Genomic DNA, 24,950 nt, shown 5'->3' on the forward strand with positions numbered 1-24,950 from the left:
CCTGTCTCGGTGGTCTCGGTGGTGTGGGGCGGGTCAGTGGAGGAGCCAGCCGCCGTCGACGTGCAACGACTGGCCAGTGATGAAGGACGCGCTGGGGCCGGCGAGGAAGGCGACGGCGGCGGCGACGTCCTCGGGGCGACCCCGGCGCTGAACGCACTGACGGCGGATCTGGTCCTCGGGGCGGGCTCGGTGGTGGGCGGGCAGGTCGTTCTCCGCCTCGACCTGAATGGCCCCGGGTACGACAGTGTTCACGCAGATCCCGGCCGGTCCAAGTTCCCTGGCCAGCGACCTGGTGAGGCCGAGGAGTCCGGCCTTGGCAGTGCTGTAGGCGGTGAGTCCGGGGCGGCCGGCGCGGGCGTTGACGCTGCCGATGTTGACGATCCTGCCCCATCGGCGCTCAGCCATACCGGGGCCGATGGCCCGGCAAGTGCGGTAGTGGATCGTCAGGTTGGACTCGATGGCGCGCGCCCAGTCGTCCTCGCCGAGCTCGTCCCACGGGATGCGAGGGTAGGTGCCCGCGTTGTTGACGAGGATGTCGACCGGCCCGAGTTCGGACTCGACCTGGCTGGCCAGCGCGGCGACGGCGTTCGGGTCGGTGAGGTCGGCGTTGACCTCGATGCCGCTGCGGCCCTCTCGCCGTACGTCGGCGAGCACAGTGCGGGCCTGGTTGATCTGCGCGAGGTGGTTGACGGCGACGGCAGCTCCGGCGGCGGCCAGGGCTCGTCCGATGGCGGCGCCGATACCGGTGGCTCCGCCGGTGACCAGCGCGACCCGACCTTGGAGCGGCAGGGCGGCGATGGGCAGTTCAAGCGGCGTGGGTGTGGTCATCGTCGGTCCGATCGTCGAGGCCGGTGGCCGGAGCAGGCTGGGTGCGGGTGAAGGTCTCGTCGACGCTCTCGGGCTGCTGGGTCTCGGCGAGCTTGGCCAGGAGCAGGAGGAGGTCGTGGCCGGTGAGGCGGCCGGGCGGGATGACGCCAAGGATCCGCAGGGTGAGGAAGTGGCGGATCTGGGCGAGGAAGCGGTCCGGGGCCAGTCCGGCGGCGGGCGCGAGGTCGGCGCGAACACGCTTCAGCAGGCGGTCGATTGCGGCCTGGCGTCCGGCGCCGACCGCCCAGGTGTAGCGGACTTCCAGGCGGCGGTGGCGCTCGTCGTGGTCGACGTGTTCGAGGTGCGGAGTGGTGACCGGCGGCAGGTGCAGCGGGAGGGTGCGGGCGTACACCTCGGGCTGATAGGTCGGTACGAGCCAGCCGCCCATGCCGAGCAAGTACCAGAGGAGGATGGCGATTTCCCCGGCGAGCGTGTTGCGGCCGGCGTACTGGAAGTCGAGCCAGCACAGCGGGTCGGCGATGTTCGGTTCGGTCGGGTCGCCCTGGGTGAGCGCGGTGGCCCAGGTACGGGCGGAGCAGAGCGTTTCGCGGGCTTCCCAGACGATGGCGGGCAGGTCGAGCCGCATCGGGACGCCGTTGACGACGAGGATGTGGCCGGTGAGGGCGTGCACAGGCAGCCGCTGGTCGGTGCGTGGGGCGGGGACCGTGAGGCGGCCGGACAGGTACCAGGTGTCGATCCGCCCGCCGGGGCGGATGCGGTCCAGGTAGAGGCCGGGCACGCAGTCCGAGAGCGGCGCGGTACTTCCGCTGTCGGCGACGGCGGCGAGCAGGCTGTCGCAGACGGCGTCGATCAGCGCGGTGACCCGAGGCAAGGCACTCGGGTGCCGGTCGGCGGTGGCGATGACGTCGCCGAGCAGCATGGTGCAGCGACCGGTGGCGAACACGTCCTCGTAAGCCACTACGTTCTTGCCGCCTGCCCAGCTGTGGCTCAGTAGTTGGGGCACCGGCAGTGTGCGGGCGGTGGCCTGCCAGCCCTGGACCTCGGCCTCCGCTGCGGCGGGGGCGAGGATCTTGCGGAAGGCCGGGACCGAGGTGGTGGTGGGGTCGTTCATGCGCGGCTCGTCGGCAGCGCGATGGTGGCCAGCCAGTGGCCCAGGACGGTGTTGGCCAGCTCCACCGCCTTCTCGCGGTCCTCGCGGGCCTGGCGACGCAGATCGGCGTCGGTGGCGGGCTCGCGGTCGAGGAAGACGCCCAGCGCATCGTCGTCCGAGGCACGCTCGGTGCCCTCGAAGCGCAGCATCACCTTGGCCAGCAGAGCGGTGATCTTGAACAGGGCGCGGAGGTCGGGGGCTCCCTTGAGAATCTGGCGGCGGATCTCGATGGCGGCCTGCACACCGGCCTCGACGCTGGCCGCCACATCGCCGGCTGCGTCCGGGGCGGGCAGGGCCAGGCCGGGACGGCACCACAGCGGCACGAGGGAGCCGGAGCCGATCAGCATGAGGACGTGCAGCAGGCGGGAGGTGACCGCCCCGGTGCGGCACTCGTCCTGGGTCAGCACGGTCAGGCCGAGCTTGACGCCAGCGAGTTCGGCTTCGAGTTCGGCGAGGGCCTGCCGGAGCCTGGGGAGGCTGTCCTGCTCGGCGACGACGAAGACGTCCAGGTCGGACCACCCGTGCTGGTACTTGCCTCGGGCGCCGCTGCCGGTCACGGCGAGGAGGTCGATGACGGGCGGCACCTGGACGGTGGTGCGGTCGAGCAGCTCGGACAGGTAGGACTCCAGGTGGACGGGCAGGCCCAGCATGTTCACCGGCGTGGTGGCCGGCCTGCGCAGCGGCCACCGGCGGGCCAGGGCGATCCCGTCGAGGCGGCGCTCCAGGTGCAGACGGGTGTGGTTGTTGTCGATGACCTCCTGCGCGAGCGAGGCAATCCCGGCTGCGCCACGGCGGGCCTTGACGGCGTCGCGCTCGACCACGTCCTCAGGCCCAGCGGTGCCGCGTTCGGCACGGACCTCCGGCATCGCGTCGACGTACACGACGGTCAGCTGCTCGCCGAGCATCCGCCGCAGCTCGGCGGTCGCGTCCTGGTCGTGCAGCGACTCGATGGTGACGTGGTCGAGGAAGTGATGGGCCGCGCAGTAGCGGTCGAGGCCGTCGACCAGCAGCTCGGCCCGCACCACAGCCGGGAGCTCATACGGGTCGGCGGTGCCGGCGCGCTGGGCGGCGTCCTCGATCAGGTAGCCGATCTTGAGGCGGGCGTACCCGTGCCTGACCCGCAGGTACTCGCCCGCCGTGCTCTTGCCACTCTCCGACATGCCACCGAGCGCGATCACCCGCACCCCGGGCAGGGCGCGGGGCGGCACGAGCGGGGTGATCGGGTGTAAGCGCTGGCGGATCTCGTCCTGGACGGCCATGACCCGGTGCTCGCCGACCACGGTGGTCTCCGCCCACCTGCCCTCGGCGATGAGCCGGTGCATCTGCAGGTGGAGGTGCCGCTGGTAGTCCGCGTAGGTCGGGGTGACGTGACGCTCGTGGGAGAGGCTGCGGGAGGTACCGATCACCGGGTCGTCATCGTGCAGGAGCACGATGCCGTGCTCGGCGGCTTCGGCGGCTCGCACGTCGGCGGCGTAGGCGTCGAGCAGCTTGCGGGCCCGGTCGGCGGCCCCATCGGGGCGGAGACGCTCGCGCACCGCGACGGTGGCGGCCAGCGAGGCTTCCAGCATCGGGATGCCCCGGTCCATCAGGCGGACGGGCGCGGCGGCGGGCCTGCGGGAGCGCTCCAGGTAGGAGCTGACGAGGACGTCGGCGACCTCCTCGATCGGGCCGCGCTCGAACCACCAGGCGCCCATGCCCGTGGCCTTGATGCCGTCCCAGCGCGTGTCGTAGTCGTCCAGCCGTCCGGTGGCGTGGGCGGCGGAGCCGAGGCGGCGAGCCAGAATGCCGATCTGCTTGGTCTTGCCGACGTTGTCGGGACCGCTGATCGCGATCGTCACGGGCCGGGAAGGCGTGGGGTCCTGCTCAGGGGAGATGGACACGATTTCCTCCGAGGGCTGGGCTGCGCAATGTCTGTGGGGCGGTGGGCGGCTCTCGGCCGGACGCCGCAGGGGCGCCCGGCCGAGGGCCGGATCGGGCTACCGGCCCGGGTACGGCGGTTGCGGGGTCGGCGGGGCCGGGGGCGGAGGCGGCGGGGGCGGCGGAGGCTGGGGCGGCGGAGGCTGGGGGGCCTCCAAGATCGGAGCGGCGGTTTGCGGCACGGCGAATCTCCCTTCGGTGTGAGGGTTTCCGGCCTGGCAGGTCGCCGAGGCCGGCGAAGGTGGGCGGCTCCGACTGCGGGGGTTCACCCGGAGCCGCCGGTCCCGCCTCGGGCCGGTGTGCGGCGGATGCCGAGGCGGGGGTCTTGGGGTCAGGCGGGCGGCGGCGTGTCCGGCACCGACGCCGAGGAACCAGCGCGGTCCATGGCGTCCGCCTCGACGGCATGCTGGATCGGAATGGACAGCAGCCCGAGGACGACGGCGTGGCCGAGCACCCACAGCCCGGCGAGTACGTGGCTTACCGGGCCGCGGTCCGCGCTGCGGTGTCGGCCGCTCACGCCCGCTCCACGTCGATGTCCGCCCACGTCGTCTTGCCGTGCGGCTCCAGGTCGACGCCCCAGACAACGGCCAAGCAATCGACCAGGGCCAGGCCGCGTCCGGACTCCGCGTCGTGGGCGGCGCCGATCAGGACCGGCAGGACACAGGACCCGTCCCGTACGGAGATCCGCACGGCCTGGCCGGCGCGGTTGACCACCAGGGCGACGCCGACCTGCATAGCGGTCAGGCAGCCGGTCTTGGCCGCGTTGGAGACCAGCTCCGTGACGACCAACTCGGCGTCGGCGGCCACGTAGCCCAGTGCCCAGTCCGCGAGCGCGTCGCGGACCAGCCGACGTGCCGCGGAGGCAGACTGCGGCGCGTACGGCAGCTCGACCGTCGTGGGCCGTGCGAGTGGTCCCGTTCTGGTCAGGATCTCAGTAGTCACGGTCCGCTCCTGGTCGCCAGGGCTGTCTGCTCCGGACAGCGGGGGCTGTCCGGGCGGCAGCGGTCGGAGTCAGCCGCCCGGTGCTTCCCCGGAGCCGGTATCGACTCTCGACCCAAGCGGCTGACACCAAGTCAACCGGCGTTCCTTCATCCAAGTCCCTGCCTCGGAGGGCCGGTTGTCTTTACCGTGTTTACTGCCACCCGGCGCCGAGGAAGGGAGTGGTCATGGCACAGCCTGTGACGAATCACCAGCTCGAAGCGGCCATCAACGACGCTGACATGACCTTCGACGCCCTCGCCCGGGGCGTCGTCCGAGTGGCGGCCGAGGTCGGTGTCCACCTGCGGACGAACCCGTCCACGGTCCACAAGTGGCTGCGTGGCGCCGATCCGGAGGGCGACACTCCCGCTTTCATCTGTGAGGCGCTGTTCCGCAAGACGGGACGGCTCTACACCCCAGCCGAACTCGGGCTACGGTCGGTGGAAGAATCCGATCCGGGCCTCGGGCTGTCCATCGGCCCCGACCCGGTGGGCGTCCTCGCACGGGTGTGGAGAGCTGACTTGGACCGACGCAAGTTCCTGGCCGCCTCGGCGTACTCCGTCGCCGCGATGCACCTGCCGCTGGACTACGTCCGTGAGAGCGCGGAACGCACCGCGGCCGTCCGAGGCGGCGCCGTCGCCGGAGCCGCCGAGGTCGCTGCGGTCCGCGACATGATCAGCATGTTCACCGAGATCGACGAGCGCCACGGCGGCCAGCACGGCCGCTCCGCCCTGATCCAGTACCTTCGATCCGACGTTGCGGCCCTGTGCCGGGGCACCTTCCGCACCCACGAGGACCGTCAGCAGATGCTCTCCGCCGCAGCGGTCGGCGTGCACCTGGCCGGATGGAAGGCGTACGACGCCGGCGAGCAGGGCCTCGCCCAGCGCTACTACCACCAGTCCTACGCCCTCGCCGTCGAGTCCGGGATCGTCGGCCACGACGCCTTCGTCCTGCGCACCCTCGCCCAGCAGGGCATGAAGCTCCGCCACCCCTCCAAGACCTTCGCGCTGTCGGAGACGGCTCTGTCGCGCGTCGTCGGCCGCGTGGACGCCTCGACGGAGGCCCTGTTCACCATCACCCACGCCCACGGCCTGGCGGCCACCAACCAGCGTCGCCCCGCTGTCCAAGCCGTCCAGCGGGCCCGGGACCTGCTGGAGGCCGCAGGCGGCGACGCGATGCCATACTGGGCGCTCTCCTGGGGCCCGGCTCGCGCCACGGTCAACTCCCGCAGTGCCAAGGTCTTCTCCCGGCTCGGCGACCGGAAGGGCGCCGCAGAGAACTACGCGGCGGCAGCGGCCAACCGCCCGGCTTCGACGTACGCGAGGATCCTCGCGCTCGACCTGGTGGACCAGGCCAAGATGGAACTCGCTGACGGCGGTATCGAGCAGGCATGCGGGACCTGGAACAGGGCGCTCGACGCCATGGCCGGCGTGCAGTCCGTCCGCACCCGACGTTCGGTGATGGAGATGCGCAAGAGCCTCGCCCAGTTCAAGAGCCGCGGCGTCTCGGCAGCTCAGGAACTCGACGAACGGGCAGCCTCTTTCCTGACGTGATCAGCCTGACGCCACCCTCCCGCAGGACCGGTGAAGGGCTTTCAGATCGTTCCGGCCAGAAGCCCTCAACCCTGCGTTACGAAACCGCTACCATGAAGAATGCATCGAGAAATCGGCCTCTGACCAGCGAGAAGCCGCGACTTGACGATCAGTCACCCTTTCTGCCACGCTGATGCCAGCGGTACAACTGTGCCCAGACGGCATACTGCCGTTGGATCGGCCCCGCCCCGGCGGGGCTTTTTTGCTTCCCGCGCACCGTCGCAATCACCATGAAGGCCCCTGGTCCCCCAGGGGCCTTCACGCGTTTCCAGGAGGAAAGCGTGACCTTCGAAACCGGCATGTGGATCGCACTCGCGGCCACCCCGATCGGCCTGGCCCTCGCCGTTGCTGTGATCGGTATCCTCGGCTGCGTGGCGATCAGGAAAGCCCCACCGACCGACGTCCCGAAGGTCCTCACCGCACTCGCGTCCGTCGTCAGGGCATTCCAGGACTTGGTGCCCCGGAACCGCCCCATCAGCCCTACCCCGGCCATCCCGATCCAACGGACCGAGACCCCTACACCTGTACAAGCCGCCATCATCGCCGGGGAGCTGACTCGATCCACTTCCGCCACGGACGCTCAGTGAGGCGCCGCCCCCATCGCGACCCCGTTCAGGACCAGGTCGAAGCGTTCACCACCGCTCTGGACAGCGGCGTGAGCCAGCACGTCGAACAAGCGCTGCTCGCCTTCGCGTCCGCCCTCTGGTCCGACGCCGAGATCGCCCGGGCCACTGGCGGCAGGGCCTGGCGGGACATGGAACGGGAGATCCACAAGCGAATCTCGATCCTCCGGCACCCCGCCGGCTACCAGCTCGTAGCCGAGCTGGCAGACGGCGTACCGCCCGCCCTGGTGAGCCAGCTCGAAAAGCTCGAACGTGCCCTTCTACGCGAATGCGCCACCTGCCAACGCAACGTGCTGCCCCCCGCTGGTCCAGTCGGCGGCAGGCCCAGGAAGTACTGCTCCGACGCCTGCCGACAGGCTGCCTACCGTGCACGCCGAGAGCCCGCAAACCAGGGGCTGGCGGCACCTCCCCAGGGAACGAGCGAGAACTGACCTGGCCTCGGGCCGTTGCTGGGCAGCAACGGCCCGAGGCCCACTGGGACCAGTCCCATGTCGAACCCATAAGAAGCCAGTCGAAGCCCAAGCTCAGCATTGCCGCGTCGAAGCTCTCCCACTCGCGCTCCGGTGCAGTGAAGTGCTCGTCGAAGTAGGCGCGGGTGAGGTCAGGCTCGTGCCGTTTTCGCAGTTCAGGGCCACAGTAGCGTTACGAGGCCGCCTGGAGCAGGGCCCCGTCCTGCCACTTGAGGATCTTGTCGAAGCTGACGATCGCCCCGCGCAGCGGGTGGTTGCGCAGCTGGACGTGGTCGGTGAGGGCGTGGATGAGGAAGAGGCCGCGGCCGGACTCGGCGGTGAGGTCGGGGAGGGTGTCCAGGTCGACCGGGCGCAGGGTGGGGACGCTGGGGCGACAGGGCAGGACGTGGGTGTCGTACGGGTGGCCGTCACGGCGGGGGCCGTAGGCAGCGAGGACGCGGGCCGGGACGGTGGCGCGGCCGCGGCGGGTGCGGCGGGGCGCCCGGCCGGCCGCCGCCGGACGGGCCTGGTCCAGGGCGGGGGTGCGGCGGACGGCGGCAGCGGCCCCGGCGGGGGCGGGAGCCGGCAGGCCGGGGCCCGAGTCGGTGACCTCGATCCGCAGCCGGTCGCCGCAGATCGAGGCGGTGACCTGGAAGCCGTCGTCGGGCCGCCCGGTGGCGCCGTGCTCGACGGCGTTGGCGCAGGCCTCGGTGAGGGCGACGCCGAGGTCGTCCGCGATCTGCGGGTCGACGCCCGCGGTCGCCATCGCACCGAGCAGGATGCGCCGGGCCAGCGGAACGCTGGCCGGGTCGCGCTTGAGGTGCAGAGTCCACCAGATGTCCACGGGAGGTCCCTCCTGGCTGCGGCTCCACATACAACTAGGTATCTCCGGGCGATTCCCCGGCGAACCGTGCCCGGGGGCCGCTACCGCCCGTTCGGCGGATGGACCGGGGGCCGGGGTCTGTGCCGGGCGACGCGTACGCCCCCTCGCACGCGCCGCCGAAAGGGGCATTCGTAGGGATTTCCCACCCTGCCCGTGTCGGCGGCGTACGCAATGAGAGGATGGCCCGGCCATGACTGCCCTCGCCGCCGCCCCGCTCCCGGGCGCCCCCGGACCGGCCCAGCCGGTGGGGTCCGCCGCCTGGGACCTGCGGCTTGCCCGGGCGGTCCCGTTCGCGCTGGTGTGCACCCTGATAGCCGCCGCCGGGCACGCCCTGGCGGGTGGCGGGAACGTGCCGCCGACCGCGCTGGCGCTGGGCTTCGCCGCGGTGCTGGCGTTCGCGGTGGTCTGCGGCGGGCGGGAGCGTTCGCTGGCGGCCATCGCCGGGGCGCTCGGCGCCGGGCAGCTCGGACTGCACTGCCTCTTCCACGGTTTCAACGGTTTCGGCGGCTCCATGGCCGGCATGCACCACGGGGGCTCCGGTCCGCTGACGGTGCCGCAGGTGGCCGGCCGGCTGATCTGCAACGAGGCCCGCCCCGGCACGCTGCTCGGCCTGCCGGGCAGCCCGTCCCCGGAGCAGCTGGTCTCCTCCGCTGGCCTGGACCCGCACGCGTTCGCCGCCGCTCCCTGGTGGCAGGCCGGGGTCTTCGGCATGACGCCGTCGATGCTGGCCGGGCACCTCGGCGCCGCGCTGGTCGCGGGCTGGTGGCTGCGGCGCGGCGAGGCGGCCCTGTGGCAGCTGCTGCGGGTGGCCGCCACGGCCGCCCGGGAGCACTGGGCGGCGCCGCTGCGTACGGCGTTCGCGCTGGTGGCCGCGTTGCTGCGCGGTCTGTTCGGGACGGCCGGCCCGGCCCGCCGGTTCGGTGCCCGGGGCGGGGAGAGCCCGCTCCCGGCGGGTGCCGTGCTGCGGCACAGCGTGGTGCGGCGCGGCCCGCCGTGCGGGGCCCTCGCGTACTGACCGGCGTTTCCTGGCGGCCCTCGGCCGTCCCGGGTGCCCGGCGTGCGTACCGTCCGGCCGTTCCCCCGACCACCGGGGCGGCCCGAGGCTCCACCCCCGCGTCCCCACCCCCGCGGCCCCCGCGGCACGGCTCCCGTCCGTCGCCGGTTCCGGCTGCCGCCGAGCTCCGATCGGAGACCCGCATCATGCGTTCCCTTCCCGCCCGCCGTCTCGCCGCCGTCGCCCTCACCGCCGCCGCGTCCGTGGTGGCGCTGGCCGGCCCCGCCTTCGCGCACGTCACCGTGAACCCGGGTGCGGCCGCCCAGGGCGGCTACACGGCCGTCGACTTCCGGGTGCCGAACGAGAGCGACACGGCGGGCACGGTGAAGCTGGAGGTCAACCTCCCGCTGGACCACCCGCTGGCCTCGGTCCGGACCCTGCCGCTGCCGGGCTGGACCGCCGCGGTCGAGAAGGCCAAGCTCGACAAGCCGATCAAGGTGCACGGCAACGACGTCACCGAGGCCGTCTCCAAGATCACCTGGACCGCCGACGCCGGCACCAAGATCGCCCCCGGCCAGTTCCAGGAGTTCCGGGTCTCGCTCGGCCCGCTGCCGACCGACACCGACAACCTGGTCTTCAAGACCCTCCAGACCTACGACAACGGCGACATCGCCCGCTGGATCGACGAGACCAAGGACGGCCAGCCCGAGCCGGCCAAGCCCGCGCCCGTCCTGAAGCTCACCAAGGCCGCCGAGGGTGACGGCCACGGCGTCACCGCCTCCCCGGCCGCGGGCGCCCACGGGGGCAGCTCCGACCAGGCCGCCGCCGCCGGCGACGCCAAGTCCAGCGACTCCACCGCCCGCACCCTGGGCGTGGTCGGCATCGTCGTCGGTGTGATCGGCACCGCCGTCGGTGTGCTCGGCCTGCGCCGCAAGAGCGGCAACACCGCCTCCTGACCCCACGCCGGTGGGGCCCGTACCCGGACCACGGGTACGGGCCCCACCGGTGGCCCACCCCGCACGATCGGAACTCCCATGCCCCGCACCACCCGCCTGGCCGGCGCGGCCGCCCTCGCGCTGGCCGCCGCCCTGACCCTCTCCGCCTGCGGCTCCTCCGGCGGCGGCTCCACCGCCGCCAAGGTCACCCGGCAGAAGGAGGACACCCCGTACCAGGGCACCAAGCTCGCCAAGAACTTCGAGAAGCCGGACCTCCAGCTGACCGACACCGCCGGCCAGCCCTTCGACCTGCGCCAGCAGACCAACGGCAAGGCCACCCTGCTGTTCTTCGGGTACACCAGCTGCCCGGACGTCTGCCCGACCACCATGGGCGACATCGGTGTCGCGATGAAGGCGCTCCCCGCGGAGGAGCGGCAGAAGGTCAACGTCGTCTTCGTCTCCACCGACCCGCAGCGCGACACCCCCCAGGTGCTGCGCACCTGGCTGGACTCGATGGGCAGCGACTTCATAGGCCTCACCGGGGACCTGGCCAAGGTGAAGACCGCCGCCAGGTCGCTCGGCATCATGATCGAGGACCCGGTCGTCAACGCGGACGGCACGGTCACCTCCACCCACGGCGCGCAGGTGCTGGCCTTCCTCCCCTCGGACGACAAGGCGCACGTGCTCTACATGAGCGGCACCGAGGAGAAGACCTACGAGCACGACCTGCCGCTGCTCGCCAAGGGGGTCGCGGCGTGACCCCGGCGCAGACCGGGACCGGCCGCTTCCGCCGCAGCGCCCTGCTCGGCGCCGTCGTCGCCACGGCCCTGGGCGGCGGCGCCATCCTGGCCGCCTGCGGGACGGGCGGCGGCGCGGGCGGCCAGGACGGTGCCGCCGCCGGACCGGCCCGGCTCAGCGTCGCCGACTCCTACATCCCGCTCCCCCCGGCCGGCGGCATGGCGGCCGGCTACCTGACCGTCCGCAACGACGGCGGGCAGGACCAGCTGCTCAAGGTGAGCAGCCCGGCCGCCGAGTCGGTCACCATGCACCGCTCGAGCGCGTCGACCATGGAGCAGGTGGACAGCCTCGACGTCCCCGCGCACGGCGCGCTGCAGCTCGCCCGGGGCGGCAACCACCTCATGATCATGGGATGGCAGAAGGCCCCGGTCCTCGGCGACGAGCTGGAGCTGGACCTCACCTTCGCCAAGTCCGGCACCATCTCGGTCAAGGTGCCGGTCAAGGAGCTCACCTACCGCCCCGGCCAGAGTTAAGGGGACCGCCACCATGCAGTCGGCCGGCCTGGAGAAGGCCACCCACCGCCGGATCGCCGGGGTGCTCGGAGTGCTCGGCGCGTTGCTCGCGCTGATGCTCGCGGGCGCCGGGCCGGCCTCCGCGCACGCCACCCTGGATTCCACCGACCCCCGGCAGAACTCGGTGGTCGCCACCGCCCCGCAGGCGGTGACGCTGACCTTCAGCGAGTCCGTCTCGCTCTCCGGCGACTCCGTCCGGGTGCTCGACCCGGCCGGCAAGGCCGTGGACACCGGCAACCCGGCGCACGCCGACGGCAAGGGCAACACCGCCCGGGTCGGGCTGCGCGACGGACTCGCCAACGGCACCTACACGGTGGCCTGGCGGGCCGTCTCGGACGACTCCCACCCGGTCGGAGGGGCGTTCACCTTCTCCATCGGCGCGCCCTCGGACACCTCGGTGTCGGCCACCGCGCTCCAGGGCGCCGAGGCCGACGGCCTGGTCGCCGCCCTGTACGGCACCGGGCGCACCGTCGCGTACGCCGCCTTCGCGCTGCTGGTCGGCGTCGCCGCCTTCGTGCTGCTCTGCTGGCCGGCCGGCACCGCCCGGCGCCGGGTGCAGCGGCTGCTGATGACCGGCTGGACGGCGCTGCTGGTCTCCACCGTCGCGGTACTGATGCTGCGCGGCCCGTACGAGCGCGGCTCCGGGATCGGGCAGGCCTTCGACCTGTCGCTGGTGCGCGCCACGCTGGACGAGCGGATCGGCACCGCGCTGGCCGCCCGGCTTCTGCTGCTCGCGGCGGGCGGGGTGTTCCTGTCGCTGCTGGTCGGGCAGCTGGGGCAGCCGCCGCGGCCGGTCGTGCCGAAGCCGCGGGACGAGGAGGAGGCCGGCACCGACGGCCTCGCGGGCGCTGCGCCCTCGGAGGACGACGCCGAGGCCGCCGAGCTGCGCGCGCTGGAGCGGCGGGTCGCCGAACGGCCGCAGCGCGAGGCCCGGCTCGGCCTCGGCGTGGCCGGACTGGTGCTGGCCGTCGCCCTCTCGGCGACCTGGGTCGGCGCCGACCACGCCTCGGTGGGCATCCAGGTCTGGCTGGCGCTGCCGCTCGGCATCCTGCACCTGATCGCGATGGCGCTCTGGCTGGGCGGGCTGGCCGCGCTGCTGGTCGCGCTCCGCGAGGGCGTCGGCGCCGAGGTGGTGGACCGCTTCTCGAAGATCGCCTTCGGCTCGGTGGCCGTCCTGGCCGGGACCGGGATCTACCAGTCCTGGCGGGGCCTGGGCAGCTGGGGCGCGCTGACCGGCACCGAGTACGGGCGGCTGCTGCTGGTGAAGAGCGGCTGCGTGGCCGCGATGCTGGGCGTCGCCTGGATCTCCCGCTCCTGGCTGGCCAGGCTGCGCTCGGCCCCGGCCGAGGCGGTCGAGGTCGCACCGGCCGAGCTGCCGGAGCCGGTCGCCGTGGCGGCGCACAGCGAGGACCCGGCCCGGCAGGCGCAGCTGGAGCGCCAGCGGGCCGCGCTGCGGAGCGCCGGACGCGACCGCGGGCTGACCCCGACCCGGGCCGGGCTGCGCCGCTCGGTGCTGGTCGAGGCGCTGGTCGCGGTGGCGGTGCTGGTGGTCACCACGATGCTCACCAACTCCCCGCCCGGGCGGGTGGCGGGCGAGGTCAAGGCCGGGGCGGCCGCCGCTCCGGCCGCCGGCGGGGCCGCCGCGGCGCCGCAGACCGAGCCGGGCCGCACCGTCGACCTCAAGCTCCCGTACGACACCAAGGGCCGGACGCCGAACGCCAAGGGCACCGCGACCGTCACCCTCAACCCGGCCCGGACCGGGCCGAACGAGGTGAAGCTCGCGCTGGACGGCGCGGACGGGCAGCCGGTGGACGTCCCCGAGGTGGAGCTCGCCTTCACCCTGCCGGACCGCGACCTCGGCCCGCTGCCGGTCGCGCTCACCCCGGAGGGCACCGGCCGCTGGAGCGGCACCGCGCAGCTGCCGCTGGCGGGCACCTGGGTGGTGTCGGTGCAGATCCGCTCCTCCGACATCGACCAGACCACCCCGACCCAGCAGTTCAAGATCGGGTGAGCGGGGTGACCGACATGTCGACGGACCACGCTTCGACGGGCCGCACCCCGGCGGGCCACGGCCCGGCGGACCACGCTTCGGCGGGGCCCGCGGGCTTCACCCGGCGGGCGCTGCTCGGCACCGCCGGGGCCGGGCTGCTGGTCGGGGCCGGCGCGGGCGTCGCCGGGGCGGTCGCCTACGACCGTCCCGACCGGAGCGGCCGGGCCGAGGCCGGCCCGGGCGGCGCGCTGGGCGCGGCCCGGGTGCCGTTCCGCGGCGAGCACCAGGCCGGGATCACCGACCCGCCGCAGGCCAGGGTCCAGCTGGCCGCCTTCGACCTGGCCGAGGGCGTCGGCCGGGACGGGCTGCGCACCCTGCTCCAGCGCTGGACCAAGGCGGCCGACCGGCTGACCGCCGGGGAGCCGTCCGAGGAGTTCGACAACCAGGTCGCGCTGGACGCCGGACCCTGCTCGCTCACCGTCACGGTCGGCTTCGGCGCCGCGCTGTTCGACAAGGCCGGGCTGGCCGACCGCCGCCCGCCCGGGCTCGCACCGCTGCCCGCCTTCCCCGGCGACGCGCTCGACCCGGCCCGCGGCGACGGCGACCTGTTCGTCCAGATCGGCGCGGACGACGCCCTGGTCGCGGTGCACGCCCTGCGGGTGCTCCAGCGGCTGGCGGCCGGTACGGCGGCGCTGCGCTGGCAGTCGGCCGGCTTCGCCCGCACCCCCGGCGCCGCCGCCCAGCCGGTGACCGGGCGCAACCTGATGGGCCAGATCGACGGCACCAACAACCCCCGGCCGGACGAGGACGGCTTCGCCGCCAAGGTGTTCTGCGCCGCCGGTGGCGACCAGCCGGCCTGGCTGGCCGGCGGCTCGTACCTGGTGTTCCGGCGGATCCGGATGCTGCTGGACAACTGGGAGGCGCTGCCGGTCGACCGGCAGGAACGGGTGATCGGGCGGCGCAAGTCGGACGGCGCCCCGCTCGGCGCGCCCGCCGGGGCCGGCGAGCGCTCCCCGGTCGACCTCGCAGCGCAGGGCCCGGACGGCACCCTGGCGATCCCCGCCGACGCGCACATCCGGGTCGCCGCCCCGGCGGCCAACGGCGGGGCGGCGATGCTGCGGCGCGGCTTCTCGTACCACGACGGGCTGCTGCCGGACGGATCACCGGACGCCGGGCTGCTCTTCCTCGCCTTCCAGAACGACCCGGGCAAGGGCTTCACCCCGGTGCAGCGCAAGCTCTCCCGGGGCGACGGCCTCTCCCGCTTCCTGCGGCACGAGGCGAGCGGCCTGTACGCGCTGCCGCCGGGCGCGCCGCCCGGCGGCTACCTCGGCCGGCAGCTGCTGGAGGGGTAGTTCCCCGGACGGTTCCCCGGGGGTCCGACGGCGGACCCCCGGGATCCACCGCCGCGGTCCCGGCCACTGGAACGCTTGGCCGCCGGGGCCGTTGAATCGTTAGGGTGACTGCTTCGGCACACCCTGCCCGCGCAGTACCCCGGAACCCCACGGAGGCGTCATGTCGGCCACCCGCTACACCTACCTCGGACCGGCCGGCACGTTCACCGAGGCGGCCCTGCACACCCTGCCCGAGGCGGCGACCCGGGAGCTGGTGCCGCTGTCCTCGGTGGCGCTGGCGCTGGACGCGGTGCGCGGCGGGGAGGCGGCCGGGGCGTTCGTCCCGATCGAGAACTCGGTGGAGGGCGCGGTCACCGCGACCAACGACGAACTCGCCTCCGGCACACCGCTGATGATCTACCGTGAGGTGCTGCTGCCGATCACCTTCGCGCTGCTGGTGCGGCCGGGCACCGAGCTGTCCGGGATCAAGACGGTGACCAGCCACCCGGTGGCCCAGCCGCAGGTGCGGCGCTGGCTGGCGGCCAATCTGCCGGAGGCGGACTGGGAGTCGGCGGCCTCCAACGCGGACGGCGCCCGGCTGGTCGCCGAGGGCCGCTACGACGGCGCGTTCGCGGGCGAGTTCGCGGCGCCGATCTACGGGCTGGAGCCGCTGGTCAAGGAGATCGCGGACGCGAAGAGCGCGGCCACCCGGTTCGTCCTGGTCGGCCGCCCGGGGCGGGTCTCCTCGCCGACCGGCGCGGACAAGACCTCGATGGTGGTCTGGCTGCCGGACGACCACCCGGGCGCGCTGCTGGAACTGCTCCAGGAGTTCGCGGTGCGCGGGGTCAACCTGATGCGGATCGAGTCCCGCCCGACCGGCGAGGGCATGGGCAGCTACTGCTTCCTGATCGACTGCGAGGGGCACCTGTCCGAGCGCCGGGTCGGCGAGGCGATGATGGGGCTCAAGCGGATCTGCCCGCAGGTGCGGTACCTCGGCTCCTATCCGCGCGCCGACCGGCAGGAGTCCACCCACCGCCGGCCGGGGACCTCGGACGGGGATTTCACCTCGGCGGCGGACTGGCTCTCCCGCGCGCTCGACGGCCGCGGGGACATCTGAGCTTCTCCTCGAGTCCTTCCGGACTTTTCCGACTGTTTTCGCCCGGCCCGGGCGGCCCGGGCGGGTGACCGCACCGTCGTCCACAGGGGCCGTCGGGGCCGGAGACCACTGTCCACAGGGCTCCCCGCTGTCCACAGCCCGGAGTTATCCACAGGCCTGGGGACGAGTCGACAAACCGGTATAGCCATTGCCCAGACCCGGTCGGACCATCGGTTTGCGTCGCAGAGATGACCAATCGGACCAGAGTCACCCGGTTGCCAGCAAATCACCCGTCCGAGTGCTTCAATTCCCTCACCCGAGAAGGTTGATTGAGGTTTGAAACCTCAATTCCCTGGTTCGTTCACGCGGAAGGCAATCCTCCCCTTTGATCCACAGGTCCGGGGCCCGGCCTGTGGATAACCCGGCGACGGGAAGTTCCCCACAGGAGTTATCCACAGGCGCGGACGAGTTATCCCCAGGGAAAAAGCCGTACCGGTGGAGGAACGGTCTCCCGGTACGCTTGGGCCTGTGATTGACCTTCGCCTGCTCCGTGAGGACCCTGACCGAGTGCGCGCCTCGCAGCGCGTCCGTGGCGAGGACGTCGACCTGGTCGACGCCCTCCTCTCCGCCGATGAGCGGCGCCGGTCCTCGGGCAGCCGCTTCGACGAACTGCGCAGCGAGCAGCGGGTGCTCGGCAAGCAGGTCGCCCAGGCCAAGGGCGACGAGAAGGCCGCCCTGCTCCAGCGCACCAAGGACCTGGCCGCCGAGGTCAAGGCCGCCGACGCCGAGCAGGGAGCGGCCAAGGAGGAGGCCGACCGCCTGCTCCGCTCCCTGGCGAACCTCATCGACCCGGCCGCCCCGGTCGGCGGCGAGGAGGACTTCGTCACCCTCGAGGAGATCGGCACCCCGCGCGACTTCGCCGCCGAGGGCTTCGAGCCCCGCGACCACGTCGAGCTCGGCCAGATCCTCGGCGCGATCGACACCGAGCGCGGCGCCAAGGTCGCCGGTGCCCGCTCCTACTACCTGACCGGCGTCGGCGCGCTGCTGGAGCTCGCCCTGGTCAACATGGCGATCGCCCAGGCCACCGCGGCCGGCTTCATCCCGATGATCACCCCGACCCTGGTCCGCCCGGCCGCCATGGACGGCACCGGCTTCCTCGGCCAGGCCGCCGAGAACGTGTACCACCTCGCCGAGGACGACCGGTACCTGGTCGGCACCAGCGAGGTCCCGCTCGCGGCGTACCACATGGACGAGATCCTCGACGCCGACAAGCTGCCGCTGCGCTACGCCGGCTACTCGTCCTGCTTCCGCCGCGAGGCCGGCACCTACGGCAAGGACACCCGCGGCATCATCCGCGTCCACCAGTTCGAGAAGGTGGAGATGTTCGTCTACACCACTCCCGAGGACGCGGAGAACGAGCACCGGCGCCTGCTCCAGTGGGAGAAGGACTTCCTCAACGCGCTGGAGCTGCCGTACCGGGTGATCGACGTCGCCTCCGGCGACCTCGGCGCCTCGGCCGCGCGCAAGTTCGACATCGAGGCGTGGATCCCCACCCAGGGCAAGTACCGCGAGGTCACCTCGACCTCCAACACCACCGAGTACCAGGCCCGCCGGCTGTCGATCCGGATGCGCGAGGAGGGCAAGACTCGCCCGCTCGCCACCCTGAACGGCACCCTGGTCGCCGTCCCGCGCACCATCGTGGCGATCCTGGAGAACCACCAGCAGGCCGACGGCTCGGTCGTCGTGCCCGAGGCGCTGCGGCCGTACCTCGGCGGACGGACCGTCCTCGAGCCGGTCAAGTAAGCCGGCCCGCCCAGCACCACCTGCGACACTCCCGGGAGACGTACGGCCCATGAGCACCACCAGCCCCAGCCCCGTCTCCCCCGACGGTGGCGACCTGCCCTACCGGCTGGTCGCCACCGACCTCGACGGCACCCTGCTCACCAGCGGGGAGACCGTCTCCGAGCGCACCCGCGCCGCCCTGGCCGCGGCCACCGGCGCGGGCGCGCTGCACATCATCGTCACCGGGCGCTCCGCGGTCTGGGCCCGCCCGGTCTTCGACGAGATCGGCTACACCGGGATAGCGGTCTGCGGCCAGGGCGCCCAGGTGTACGACGCCGGCGCGCACAAGCTGCTCACCTCGCTCACCCTGGACCGGCGGCTCGCCGCGCTCGCGATCGAGAAGATCGAGGCCGAGACCGGCCCGCTGGCCATCGCCGCCAACCAGGACGGCCTCGACGGCCAGGTGCTGGCCGGCCCCGGCTACGAGCTGCTGATCGGCTCCGACCTGCCGGTCGTCCGGGTCGACCGCGGCGGGCTGTACGACTCCCCGCTCAGCAAGCTGTACATCCAGCACCACGCCCTCACCGACGACGCCCTCGCCGAGGCCGCCCGCCGCGCCGCCGGCGACCTGGTCGGCGTGGTGATGGCCGGCGCCGGCGTGGTCGAGCTGCTCCCGCTCGGCCTGTCCAAGGCCACCGGCCTGGCCGTCGCCGCCCGCCGCCTGGGCGTCCGCGCCGCCGACACCATCGCCTTCGGCGACATGCCCAACGACGTCCCGATGTTCGGCTGGGCCGCCCACGGCGTCGCCATGGCCAACGCCCACGAGGAACTCCTCGCCGTCGCCGACACCGTCACCACCAGCAACGACGAGGACGGCGTCGCCGCGGTCCTGGAGCACCTCTACCCGCAGCGCTGACGCCTCCGGCGCGGCCCTTGTGCGCCGTGCTCCGGGCTCGCACACCCCGTAACCCCGCCCGAAGCCGGAGAACCGCCGGCGCTCGGGCCATCCGCTGCGGCCTTCCGCCCCGCGCAGTTCCCCGCGCCCCTGCTGGGGCGCGGGGATTTGGTGTCTGCGGAGGAGACGCGCCCGGGGGTCCGAGGTGGGGTCCGAGGTGGGCATGCCGGGTGGGGCGCGGGGAGGAACCCGCCCCTGGGACCTGGGCCCGGGTTCGGGGCCGGAGGGGCTGTCGGCGGCGGGTGGGGTGAGGCCGATCTGGGGGTTCAGGGGCTGGTCAGGGGTTGGTTGTAGGATGACCGGGCAAGCGGTTGTAGGATGACCGACGACTGGTTTCGGCGTGTGCGGTGGCAAGGGAGGTCCGGCATGAGCGGCGGTTTGCAGGCGGCCGGGCGGCGTTCCCTGGTGGACACCGCGATCGAGCAGTTGCGGGAGCAGCTGGCGGGTGGGGCGTGGCCGGTGGGGTCGCGGATTCCCACCGAGCACGAGCTGGCCGAGCAGCTGCGCGTCGGGCGGAACACCGTGCGGGAGGCGATCCGGGTGCTGGTGCACGCCGGGATGCTGGTCTCCCGGCAGGGCGAGGGGACGTTCGTCCGCTCCACCAGCGACCCGGCGTCCGTGCTGCGCGGCGTCCAGCGCTCCGGCATCCGGGACGTCCTGGAGGTCCGTGCGGCGCTGGAGACCGAGGGCGCCCGGCTGGCCGCGCTGCGGCACACCCCCGAGGACGTCCGGCGGATGCGCGCCGCCCTGGCCCGTGAGGCCGAGGTGTTCGCGGCGCACCCCGAGCGGGCGAGCCGCGAGGCCACCGTCGAGCACGACCTGGAGTTCCACACCGCCGTCGTCGAGGCCGCGCACAACCCCGCGCTGGCCGAGGTGTACCGCTACTTCGGTGCCTCCGTCCGCGAGGCGATGACCTCCGCCTTCGGCGACCACGACATGCCCGAGGCGGTCGTGGCCACCCACGAGGCGCTGGTCGACGCGATCGAGAGCGGTGACCCGGACCGGGCCGAGGCGGCGTGTCGTGCGCTGCTCGCCGGCCCGACCGCGGCCGTCGAGCAGCTGCTCGCGGCCATCGCGGCCCGGAAGTAGGACGGCGCGAGCCTCCCTTCCGCCGTCCGCTTCCCCCGCACATTCACGAAAGAACAGCACACCCATGGCCGTCACCCGTGCCCAGCAGCCGGTTGTCACCGCTCCTGCCCCGCTCCCCGGCCGCGTCCGGCTGGCCCATCCGCTGCTGCTGCTGACCGGCATCGTGCTGGTCGCGCTGAACATGCGCGCCTGTCTGGCCGCGGTCTCCCCGATGGTCGGCGAGATCCAGCGGACCTTCGGCCTCTCCGCCACCGCGAGCGGTCTGATCACCACCGTCCCGGTGCTGTTCCAGGGCGTCGGCGCCCCGCTCACCCCCCGGCTGACCCGCCGTTTCGGCGCCGAGCGGGTGGTGCTCGGCGCGGTGCTGGTGCTGGGTGCGGGCGTGCTGCTGCGGGTGCTGCCCTCGGTGGCGGCCCTGTACGCGGGCTGCGTGGTGATCGGCGTGGCGATCGCGGTGTTGAACGTGTCGATGCCGGGCCTGGTCAAGCGCGAGTTCCCGGACCGCGCGGCCACCATGACCGGCGTCTACTCGACCACCATGCTGGTCGGCGCCACGCTCGCGGCCGGCACCTCCGTCCCGCTGGAGCACGCGCTCGGCGGCGGCTGGCGGGCCTCGCTCGGCGCCTGGTCGCTGCTCGCGCTGGTCGCGGCGGTGGCCTGGCTGCCGCAGGTGCTGCGCTCCCGCCAGGAGCGGCAGGGGGCGGTGGCCGCGGCCGCCGCGCCGGCCAAGCCGATCGAGGGCATCTGGAAGTCCGCGCTGGCCTGGCAGATCAGCCTCTTCATGGGCATCTCGTCGCTGCTGGTCTACACCCTGGTCGCCTGGATGCCGACGATCCTGGCCGAGCACGGCATGGACCGCGGCCAGGCCGGTCTGGTCTTCGCCTTCTCCAACCTGGTGCAGGTGGCGGGCGCCTTCCTGGTGCCGCTGATGGCCGGCCGGATGACCAGCCAGCGCGCGCTGGCGGTGGTCATGGTCGCCCTGAACGGGCTGGGCATCGCGATGCTGCTGGTCGCGCCGGTCTCCGCCGCGTGGGTGTCGGCGACGATCCTGGGTGTGGCCCAGGGCGGTTCGCTGGGCCTGGGCCTGGCGTTCATCGTGCTGCGCACCGACACCGCGGCCGGTGCCGCCCAGCTGGGCGGGATGTCGCAGGCGATCGGCTATCTGGTCGCGGCGGCCGGCCCGGTCGGCGCGGGTGCGCTGCGCCAGCTGACCGGCGGCTGGGAGACCCCCCTGGTGCTGATGCTGGTGCTGGTCCTGGTGGTCGGCGCGGCCGGCTGGGGCGCGGGCCGCAACCGCACCCTCTGAGCCGAGCGCGCGCACTACAGCTCCGGACGGCGGTGAGCCCCGGACACCCTCACAGGTGTCCGGGGCTCACCGCTTGTGCCGTACGGGGCTCACTCCTCGCCGGCGAGGGTCATCCCGGCCAGCTTCACCGAGGCGAGCACCGTCGCCGCGACGGTGACCACCAGCAGCAGCGGCACGGCCGCCCCGAGCGAGACGTCCGAGCTGATCGCGTTCTGTCCCGCGACCGCCTCGGCCACCGAGCGACCCCACTGCTGGATGCTCAGCGTCCGGGCGCCCTCGACGAAGTTGCCGACCGTCGACTCCCAGATCAGGGCGTACGCCAGACCGGCCACGACCGCGTGCCGGGTGACCACGCCGAGCAGCAGGAACAGCGCGCTGTACGCGGCCCCGGCGACCAGCACAGCCACGGTGTAGCCGAGCGCCACACCGTCCTGGGTGCCGACCAGCAGCAGCCCGGCCAGCAGCGTCGGGACGACCGAGAACAGCCAGGTGACGCCGATCGCGACGACCAGCTTGGTGGTCACGATCCGCCACCGGGGCAGCGGCTTGGCGAGCAGGTAGACGATCGAGCCGTCGTCGATCTCGTTGGCGATCACCCCGGTGCCGACCACCAGTCCGAGGATCGGGATCAGGGTGCCGAGGCCGAGGGCGCCGAGGATGTTGTTGGCCATGTCGTGCGGGTCGGCGCTGGACACGCTCGCGACGGCCGCGACGACCAGCAGCAGGGCGGGGGCCACCAGCAGCAGCAGGCCGCGGCGGCGCCCCAGCAGCCCGCGCAGGGTCAGCCTGGCGACGGTGGGGTTCATGGTCGGTCGGCCCCTTCCTGGGCAACAACGGTCCTGGCGGCAGCGGTCCCGCCGACAGTGGTCCTGCCGACGGCGCTCACGCGGAGACCAGGTAGGAGAAGACGCTCTCCAGCGATTCGTCCGCCGGGGAGACGGTGTACAGCCGGATGCCGGCCTCCCGGGCGACCCTGGGCAGCAGGGTGGTGAAGCCCTGGAAGTTCACCGCTTCGATCCGCAGCGCCCGCTCCCGCTCGTCCACCTCGATGCCGCTGGTCGAGCCGTCGGCGATCAGCGCGGCGGCGAGCCGGCGGTCGTCGCTGGAGCGGACCAGGTAGCGGTGCGGGCGGTCGGTCATCAGCCGGCGGATCTTGCGGAAGTCGCCCGAGGCGGCGTGCCGTCCGGCGACCACCACCTCGATGTGCCGGGCCAGCTGCTCGACCTCCTCCAGGATGTGGGAGGAGAACAGCACCGTCCGGCCGTCGGCGCCGAAGCGGCGCAGCAGGTCCATCAGCTGGAGCCGCTGGCGCGGGTCCATGCCGTTGAAGGGCTCGTCGAGCAGCAGGACGGACGGGTCGTGGACCAGCGCCGAGGCCATCTTGACCCGCTGCTTCATGCCCTTGGAGTAGGTGCCGGTGCGGCGGTCCTTGGCGTAGTCCATCTCCACCAGGTCCAGCGCCCGGCGGGCGGCGGCGCCCGGCTGGGGCAGGCCGTGCAGTTCGGCGTTGGCGAGGACGAACTCCCAGCCGGTCAGGTAGTCGTACATCGACTCCCGCTCGGGCACCAGGCCGATCTGCTTGTACACCTGCTGGTTGCGCCAGATCGGCGCGCCGTCCAGGGTGACGGAGCCGCTGGAGGGGGCCAGGAAGCCGCTCATCATGTGGATGAGGGTGGACTTGCCCGCCCCGTTGGGACCGAGCAGGCCGGTGATGCCGGGGCCGATGGTCATGGTGATGTCGTTGACCGCGACCACGTTCCCGAACCAGCGGGAGACCTTGTCGATGCTGATGGTGGCCATGCCGCCCTCTCAGACGTTCCGGTAGCGGCGCAGCAGCAGCCGGTACGAGCCGACCACCATGGCCACCGCGACGAGCGCGAACACCGCCAGACCGAGGCCGCCCGGGGCGTGCCGGCGGTCGAAGCCGTCGCCGAGCCCGAACAGCTCGTTGACCAGGGACTCCACCAGGTCGGTGGGCGAGATCAGCGACATCCACTGCGGGGCGTCGGAGCCGGTCGTGCTGCGGTTGCTGATCCCGACCGCGGCCGCTCCCAGCGCGGCGCTGACCGCCAGGTAGCCCATGATGGCGGCCACGCCGAAGCCGCGGCGCGGGGTGGCGGCCGCGATCACCACGGCCACCGAGGTCGGCACCAGGGCGTACAGCACGGCCGCGACCAGGCCGTACAGGAAGTGCGCGGTGTTGTGCCCGAAGTCCATCCCGGCGAGCAGCGCGCCGATGTACAGCACCAGCAACGGGGATGCCATCAGCAGCAGTTGGGCGCAGACCATGGCGCCGAACTTGGCCCGGACGTAGTCGGTGCGGGTGATCGGGCGGGAGAAGTACAGCGGGACGGTCTGGTAGCGCAGGTCCCGGGAGAGCAGGACCGGCGCCTGGGAGGCGAGGAAGACCGAGATCACCAGGCTGAAGATGGAGAGGTAGCCCGCGTACTCGACCGGCAGCTCGTCGCGCTTCATCACGACCGAGACCGCCACGAAGATCAGCGCGGGCACGGTGATCACGCCCAGCACCAGCATCGGCAGCACCTTGGACTTGCCGGAGCGGCCGAGGCCGTACGCGGCGCGCAGGCTCTGGGTGAAGAGCGCGCGGGTGGCGTAGGTGCGGCCGAGCCGGGGGCCGGTGTAGCCGCGGTAGCCGATGTCGTGGATGACGCCGGTGTCGGCGGACCTGGTCTCAGGAGGCAGCGGCATCGTTCGTCCCTCCCTTGCTCTGCTCGGTGTCCTGGGCGTCGGTGAAGAGCTCGGCGACCCGGTGCCGGCGCTGCTCCAGCCGGACCAGGCCGAGGCCGAGTCCGGCGACGGCGTCGCGGATGGTGTCGTACGTCGACTCGTCGGCCAGCCGGACCAGCAGCAGGTGCGAGCCCTCGGGCTGGACGGACAGTCCGGCCGCGGCGAGCCGCTCGCGGACCGCCGGACCCGGCTCGCGGCCGTGGTCCTCCGGGAAGTCGCCGACCTCGACCGCGAGCACGGCCGTCGCCTCGGTGAAGGAGGCGGTGGAGGAGGAGCGCAGCAGCTTGCCGCCGTCGATCACGACCAGGTGGTCGCAGGTCCGCTCCAGCTCGCCGAGCAGGTGGGTGGTGACCAGCACCGAGATGCCGAAGTCGGTGTGCACCCGGCGGATCAGCGCCAGCATCTCGTCCCGGCCGGCCGGATCGAGGCCGTTGGTCGGCTCGTCCAGCAGCACCAGTTTCGGGTCGTGCACCAGCGCCTGGGCGAGCTTGACCCGCTGCTTCATGCCGGTCGAGTAGCCGCCCATCGGGCGGTACCGCTCCTCGTACAGGCCGACGTGCCGCAGGGTGTCCGCGGTGCGCTCACGGGCGGCGGTGGCGGGCAGGCCCGCCATCCGCGCCATGTGCACCACGAACTCCGTCGCGGAGACGTCCGGTGGCAGGCAGTCGTGCTCGGGCATGTAGCCGACCTGCGCGCGGATCTCGGAGCCCTGGGTGGCGACGTCCAGGCCGAGGACCTCGCCGCGGCCGGAGGTCGCCGGGGCGAGCCCGAGCAGGATCTTGATGAGAGTGGACTTGCCCGCGCCGTTGGCCCCGACCAGACCGACCACACCCGGCCGCACCTCGACGGTGAGCTGGTCGAGCGCGGTGACACGGGGATACCTCTTGGTGAGGCCGTCCGTCTTGATGACAGCTGTGGACACGGGACCAAACGTAACGGCCTTGTGCGGTACGGGTCATGAGCTGGAATGACGAGGCCGTCTGCTGCTGCGGTA

24 protein-coding genes are annotated in these 24,950 nt (G+C 73.0%); 14 read left to right on the forward strand and 10 right to left on the reverse strand.

Annotated elements, in window-relative coordinates; genetic code table 11:
* Positions 1–33 precede the first annotated feature (33 nt).
* The 5 genes from ACLWS4_RS27340 to ACLWS4_RS27360 form a co-directional block, all read right to left on the reverse strand.
* The gene (locus tag ACLWS4_RS27340) at positions 34–828 is read right to left on the reverse strand and encodes an SDR family NAD(P)-dependent oxidoreductase (RefSeq protein WP_380777663.1); all 795 of its coding nucleotides are present in this window, start codon (positions 826–828) and stop codon (positions 34–36) included.
* Positions 806–1,939 carry a hypothetical protein gene (locus ACLWS4_RS27345; RefSeq protein WP_416875489.1) on the reverse strand — a complete coding sequence of 378 codons (1,134 nt, stop codon included), beginning with the start codon at positions 1,937–1,939 and terminating at the stop codon, positions 806–808. The genes ACLWS4_RS27340 and ACLWS4_RS27345 overlap by 23 nt, the downstream gene beginning before the upstream one ends.
* Complete coding sequence (locus ACLWS4_RS27350) at positions 1,936–3,858, reverse strand: nucleotidyltransferase domain-containing protein (protein WP_416875490.1); 1,923 nt, start codon at positions 3,856–3,858, stop codon at positions 1,936–1,938. Before ACLWS4_RS27350 ends, ACLWS4_RS27345 begins: the two co-directional genes overlap by 4 nt.
* Before the next feature lie 368 nt (positions 3,859–4,226).
* Positions 4,227–4,412 (reverse strand): hypothetical protein, encoded by a 186-nt coding sequence (locus tag ACLWS4_RS27355; protein ID WP_380777660.1) that lies wholly within the window; start codon positions 4,410–4,412, stop codon positions 4,227–4,229.
* Positions 4,409–4,837 carry an ATP-binding protein gene (locus ACLWS4_RS27360; RefSeq protein ID WP_380777659.1) on the reverse strand — a complete coding sequence of 143 codons (429 nt, stop codon included), beginning with the start codon at positions 4,835–4,837 and terminating at the stop codon, positions 4,409–4,411. The genes ACLWS4_RS27355 and ACLWS4_RS27360 overlap by 4 nt, the downstream gene beginning before the upstream one ends.
* 224 nt (positions 4,838–5,061) lie before the next feature.
* Here ACLWS4_RS27360 and ACLWS4_RS27365 point away from each other — a divergent pair, with 224 nt between their 5' ends.
* The 3 genes from ACLWS4_RS27365 (at position 5,062) to ACLWS4_RS27375 (ending at position 7,519) form a co-directional block, all read left to right on the forward strand.
* Positions 5,062–6,426 carry a hypothetical protein gene (locus ACLWS4_RS27365; protein WP_380777658.1) on the forward strand — a complete coding sequence of 455 codons (1,365 nt, stop codon included), beginning with the start codon at positions 5,062–5,064 and terminating at the stop codon, positions 6,424–6,426.
* A 320-nt stretch (positions 6,427–6,746) separates the two neighbouring features.
* Positions 6,747–7,052, forward strand: coding sequence for a hypothetical protein (locus ACLWS4_RS27370; RefSeq protein ID WP_380777657.1), 306 nt, complete (start codon positions 6,747–6,749; stop codon positions 7,050–7,052).
* A gap of 68 nt (positions 7,053–7,120) precedes the next feature.
* Positions 7,121–7,519, forward strand: coding sequence for a hypothetical protein (locus ACLWS4_RS27375; RefSeq protein WP_147409137.1), 399 nt, complete (start codon positions 7,121–7,123; stop codon positions 7,517–7,519).
* A 211-nt stretch (positions 7,520–7,730) separates the two neighbouring features.
* On the opposite strand, the gene ACLWS4_RS27380 is transcribed toward ACLWS4_RS27375, so the two are convergent.
* Positions 7,731–8,381 (reverse strand): ATP-binding protein, encoded by a 651-nt coding sequence (locus tag ACLWS4_RS27380; RefSeq protein ID WP_416875491.1) that lies wholly within the window; start codon positions 8,379–8,381, stop codon positions 7,731–7,733.
* A gap of 229 nt (positions 8,382–8,610) precedes the next feature.
* Here ACLWS4_RS27380 and ACLWS4_RS27385 point away from each other — a divergent pair, with 229 nt between their 5' ends.
* From ACLWS4_RS27385 to ACLWS4_RS27435, 11 genes are all read left to right on the forward strand, one after another.
* On the forward strand, positions 8,611–9,435 hold the full coding sequence (locus tag ACLWS4_RS27385; RefSeq protein WP_079272020.1) for a hypothetical protein: 825 nt from the start codon (positions 8,611–8,613) through the stop codon (positions 9,433–9,435).
* Positions 9,436–9,620: 185 nt separating this feature from the next.
* The gene (locus tag ACLWS4_RS27390) at positions 9,621–10,370 is read left to right on the forward strand and encodes a YcnI family protein (RefSeq protein WP_387828206.1); all 750 of its coding nucleotides are present in this window, start codon (positions 9,621–9,623) and stop codon (positions 10,368–10,370) included.
* A gap of 78 nt (positions 10,371–10,448) precedes the next feature.
* Positions 10,449–11,108, forward strand: a complete 660-nt coding sequence (locus tag ACLWS4_RS27395; RefSeq protein ID WP_049660017.1) for an SCO family protein — start codon at positions 10,449–10,451, stop codon at positions 11,106–11,108.
* Positions 11,105–11,620 carry a copper chaperone PCu(A)C gene (locus ACLWS4_RS27400; protein WP_053112532.1) on the forward strand — a complete coding sequence of 172 codons (516 nt, stop codon included), beginning with the start codon at positions 11,105–11,107 and terminating at the stop codon, positions 11,618–11,620. Before ACLWS4_RS27395 ends, ACLWS4_RS27400 begins: the two co-directional genes overlap by 4 nt.
* Before the next feature lie 13 nt (positions 11,621–11,633).
* On the forward strand, positions 11,634–13,670 hold the full coding sequence (locus ACLWS4_RS27405; protein WP_416875492.1) for a FixH family protein: 2,037 nt from the start codon (positions 11,634–11,636) through the stop codon (positions 13,668–13,670).
* A 14-nt stretch (positions 13,671–13,684) separates the two neighbouring features.
* Positions 13,685–15,001, forward strand: coding sequence for an iron uptake transporter deferrochelatase/peroxidase subunit (efeB, locus tag ACLWS4_RS27410; protein ID WP_416875493.1), 1,317 nt, complete (start codon positions 13,685–13,687; stop codon positions 14,999–15,001).
* A gap of 160 nt (positions 15,002–15,161) precedes the next feature.
* Positions 15,162–16,097, forward strand: a complete 936-nt coding sequence (pheA, locus tag ACLWS4_RS27415; protein ID WP_049652857.1) for a prephenate dehydratase — start codon at positions 15,162–15,164, stop codon at positions 16,095–16,097.
* Positions 16,098–16,604: 507 nt separating this feature from the next.
* Positions 16,605–17,879 (forward strand): serine--tRNA ligase, encoded by a 1,275-nt coding sequence (serS, locus tag ACLWS4_RS27420; RefSeq protein WP_074002021.1) that lies wholly within the window; start codon positions 16,605–16,607, stop codon positions 17,877–17,879.
* Positions 17,880–17,928: 49 nt separating this feature from the next.
* A complete protein-coding gene (locus tag ACLWS4_RS27425; protein WP_049652861.1) occupies positions 17,929–18,774 on the forward strand; it encodes an HAD family hydrolase in 846 nt (281 codons plus the stop codon).
* Positions 18,775–19,179: 405 nt separating this feature from the next.
* On the forward strand, positions 19,180–19,902 hold the full coding sequence (locus ACLWS4_RS27430; protein WP_049652863.1) for a FadR/GntR family transcriptional regulator: 723 nt from the start codon (positions 19,180–19,182) through the stop codon (positions 19,900–19,902).
* Positions 19,903–19,966: 64 nt separating this feature from the next.
* Entirely contained in the window at positions 19,967–21,208 is a 1,242-nt protein-coding gene (locus tag ACLWS4_RS27435; RefSeq protein ID WP_387828191.1) for a CynX/NimT family MFS transporter, read from the forward strand.
* Positions 21,209–21,297: 89 nt separating this feature from the next.
* Here ACLWS4_RS27435 and ACLWS4_RS27440 read toward each other — a convergent pair whose 3' ends face one another.
* The 4 genes from ACLWS4_RS27440 to ACLWS4_RS27455 all read right to left on the reverse strand — a co-directional run bounded on the left by ACLWS4_RS27440 (position 21,298) and on the right by ACLWS4_RS27455 (position 24,878).
* Positions 21,298–22,014, reverse strand: a complete 717-nt coding sequence (locus tag ACLWS4_RS27440) for an ABC transporter permease (RefSeq protein WP_049652868.1) — start codon at positions 22,012–22,014, stop codon at positions 21,298–21,300.
* Between the two features lie 76 nt (positions 22,015–22,090).
* On the reverse strand, positions 22,091–23,008 hold the full coding sequence (locus ACLWS4_RS27445) for an ABC transporter ATP-binding protein (RefSeq protein ID WP_049652871.1): 918 nt from the start codon (positions 23,006–23,008) through the stop codon (positions 22,091–22,093).
* A 9-nt stretch (positions 23,009–23,017) separates the two neighbouring features.
* On the reverse strand, positions 23,018–23,917 hold the full coding sequence (locus ACLWS4_RS27450) for an ABC transporter permease (protein WP_049652874.1): 900 nt from the start codon (positions 23,915–23,917) through the stop codon (positions 23,018–23,020).
* Positions 23,901–24,878: an ABC transporter ATP-binding protein gene (locus ACLWS4_RS27455; RefSeq protein ID WP_049652877.1), complete on the reverse strand. Its 978-nt coding sequence runs from the start codon at positions 24,876–24,878 to the stop codon at positions 23,901–23,903. Before ACLWS4_RS27455 ends, ACLWS4_RS27450 begins: the two co-directional genes overlap by 17 nt.
* Positions 24,879–24,950 lie beyond the last annotated feature (72 nt).

It is taken from the genome of Kitasatospora sp. SC0581 (genome assembly GCF_048159585.1).
Taxonomy (GTDB): Bacteria; Actinomycetota; Actinomycetes; order Streptomycetales; family Streptomycetaceae; genus Kitasatospora.

What these genes read in the sequence shown, in the direction of transcription:
- ACLWS4_RS27430 (WP_049652863.1), top strand. Translation starts at nt 19,180, where the DNA reads ATGAGCGGCGGTTTGCAGGCGGCCGGGCGGCGTTCCCTGGTGGACACC.
- ACLWS4_RS27340 (WP_380777663.1), bottom strand. Translation starts at nt 828, where the DNA reads ATGACCACACCCACGCCGCTTGAACTGCCCATCGCCGCCCTGCCGCTC.
- ACLWS4_RS27385 (WP_079272020.1), top strand. Translation starts at nt 8,611, where the DNA reads ATGACTGCCCTCGCCGCCGCCCCGCTCCCGGGCGCCCCCGGACCGGCC.
- ACLWS4_RS27365 (WP_380777658.1), top strand. Translation starts at nt 5,062, where the DNA reads ATGGCACAGCCTGTGACGAATCACCAGCTCGAAGCGGCCATCAACGAC.
- ACLWS4_RS27395 (WP_049660017.1), top strand. Translation starts at nt 10,449, where the DNA reads ATGCCCCGCACCACCCGCCTGGCCGGCGCGGCCGCCCTCGCGCTGGCC.
- ACLWS4_RS27440 (WP_049652868.1), bottom strand. Translation starts at nt 22,014, where the DNA reads ATGAACCCCACCGTCGCCAGGCTGACCCTGCGCGGGCTGCTGGGGCGC.
- ACLWS4_RS27450 (WP_049652874.1), bottom strand. Translation starts at nt 23,917, where the DNA reads ATGCCGCTGCCTCCTGAGACCAGGTCCGCCGACACCGGCGTCATCCAC.
- ACLWS4_RS27390 (WP_387828206.1), top strand. Translation starts at nt 9,621, where the DNA reads ATGCGTTCCCTTCCCGCCCGCCGTCTCGCCGCCGTCGCCCTCACCGCC.
- ACLWS4_RS27345 (WP_416875489.1), bottom strand. Translation starts at nt 1,939, where the DNA reads ATGAACGACCCCACCACCACCTCGGTCCCGGCCTTCCGCAAGATCCTC.
- ACLWS4_RS27435 (WP_387828191.1), top strand. Translation starts at nt 19,967, where the DNA reads ATGGCCGTCACCCGTGCCCAGCAGCCGGTTGTCACCGCTCCTGCCCCG.
- ACLWS4_RS27405 (WP_416875492.1), top strand. Translation starts at nt 11,634, where the DNA reads ATGCAGTCGGCCGGCCTGGAGAAGGCCACCCACCGCCGGATCGCCGGG.
- efeB (WP_416875493.1), top strand. Translation starts at nt 13,685, where the DNA reads ATGTCGACGGACCACGCTTCGACGGGCCGCACCCCGGCGGGCCACGGC.
- ACLWS4_RS27445 (WP_049652871.1), bottom strand. Translation starts at nt 23,008, where the DNA reads ATGGCCACCATCAGCATCGACAAGGTCTCCCGCTGGTTCGGGAACGTG.
- pheA (WP_049652857.1), top strand. Translation starts at nt 15,162, where the DNA reads ATGTCGGCCACCCGCTACACCTACCTCGGACCGGCCGGCACGTTCACC.
- ACLWS4_RS27425 (WP_049652861.1), top strand. Translation starts at nt 17,929, where the DNA reads ATGAGCACCACCAGCCCCAGCCCCGTCTCCCCCGACGGTGGCGACCTG.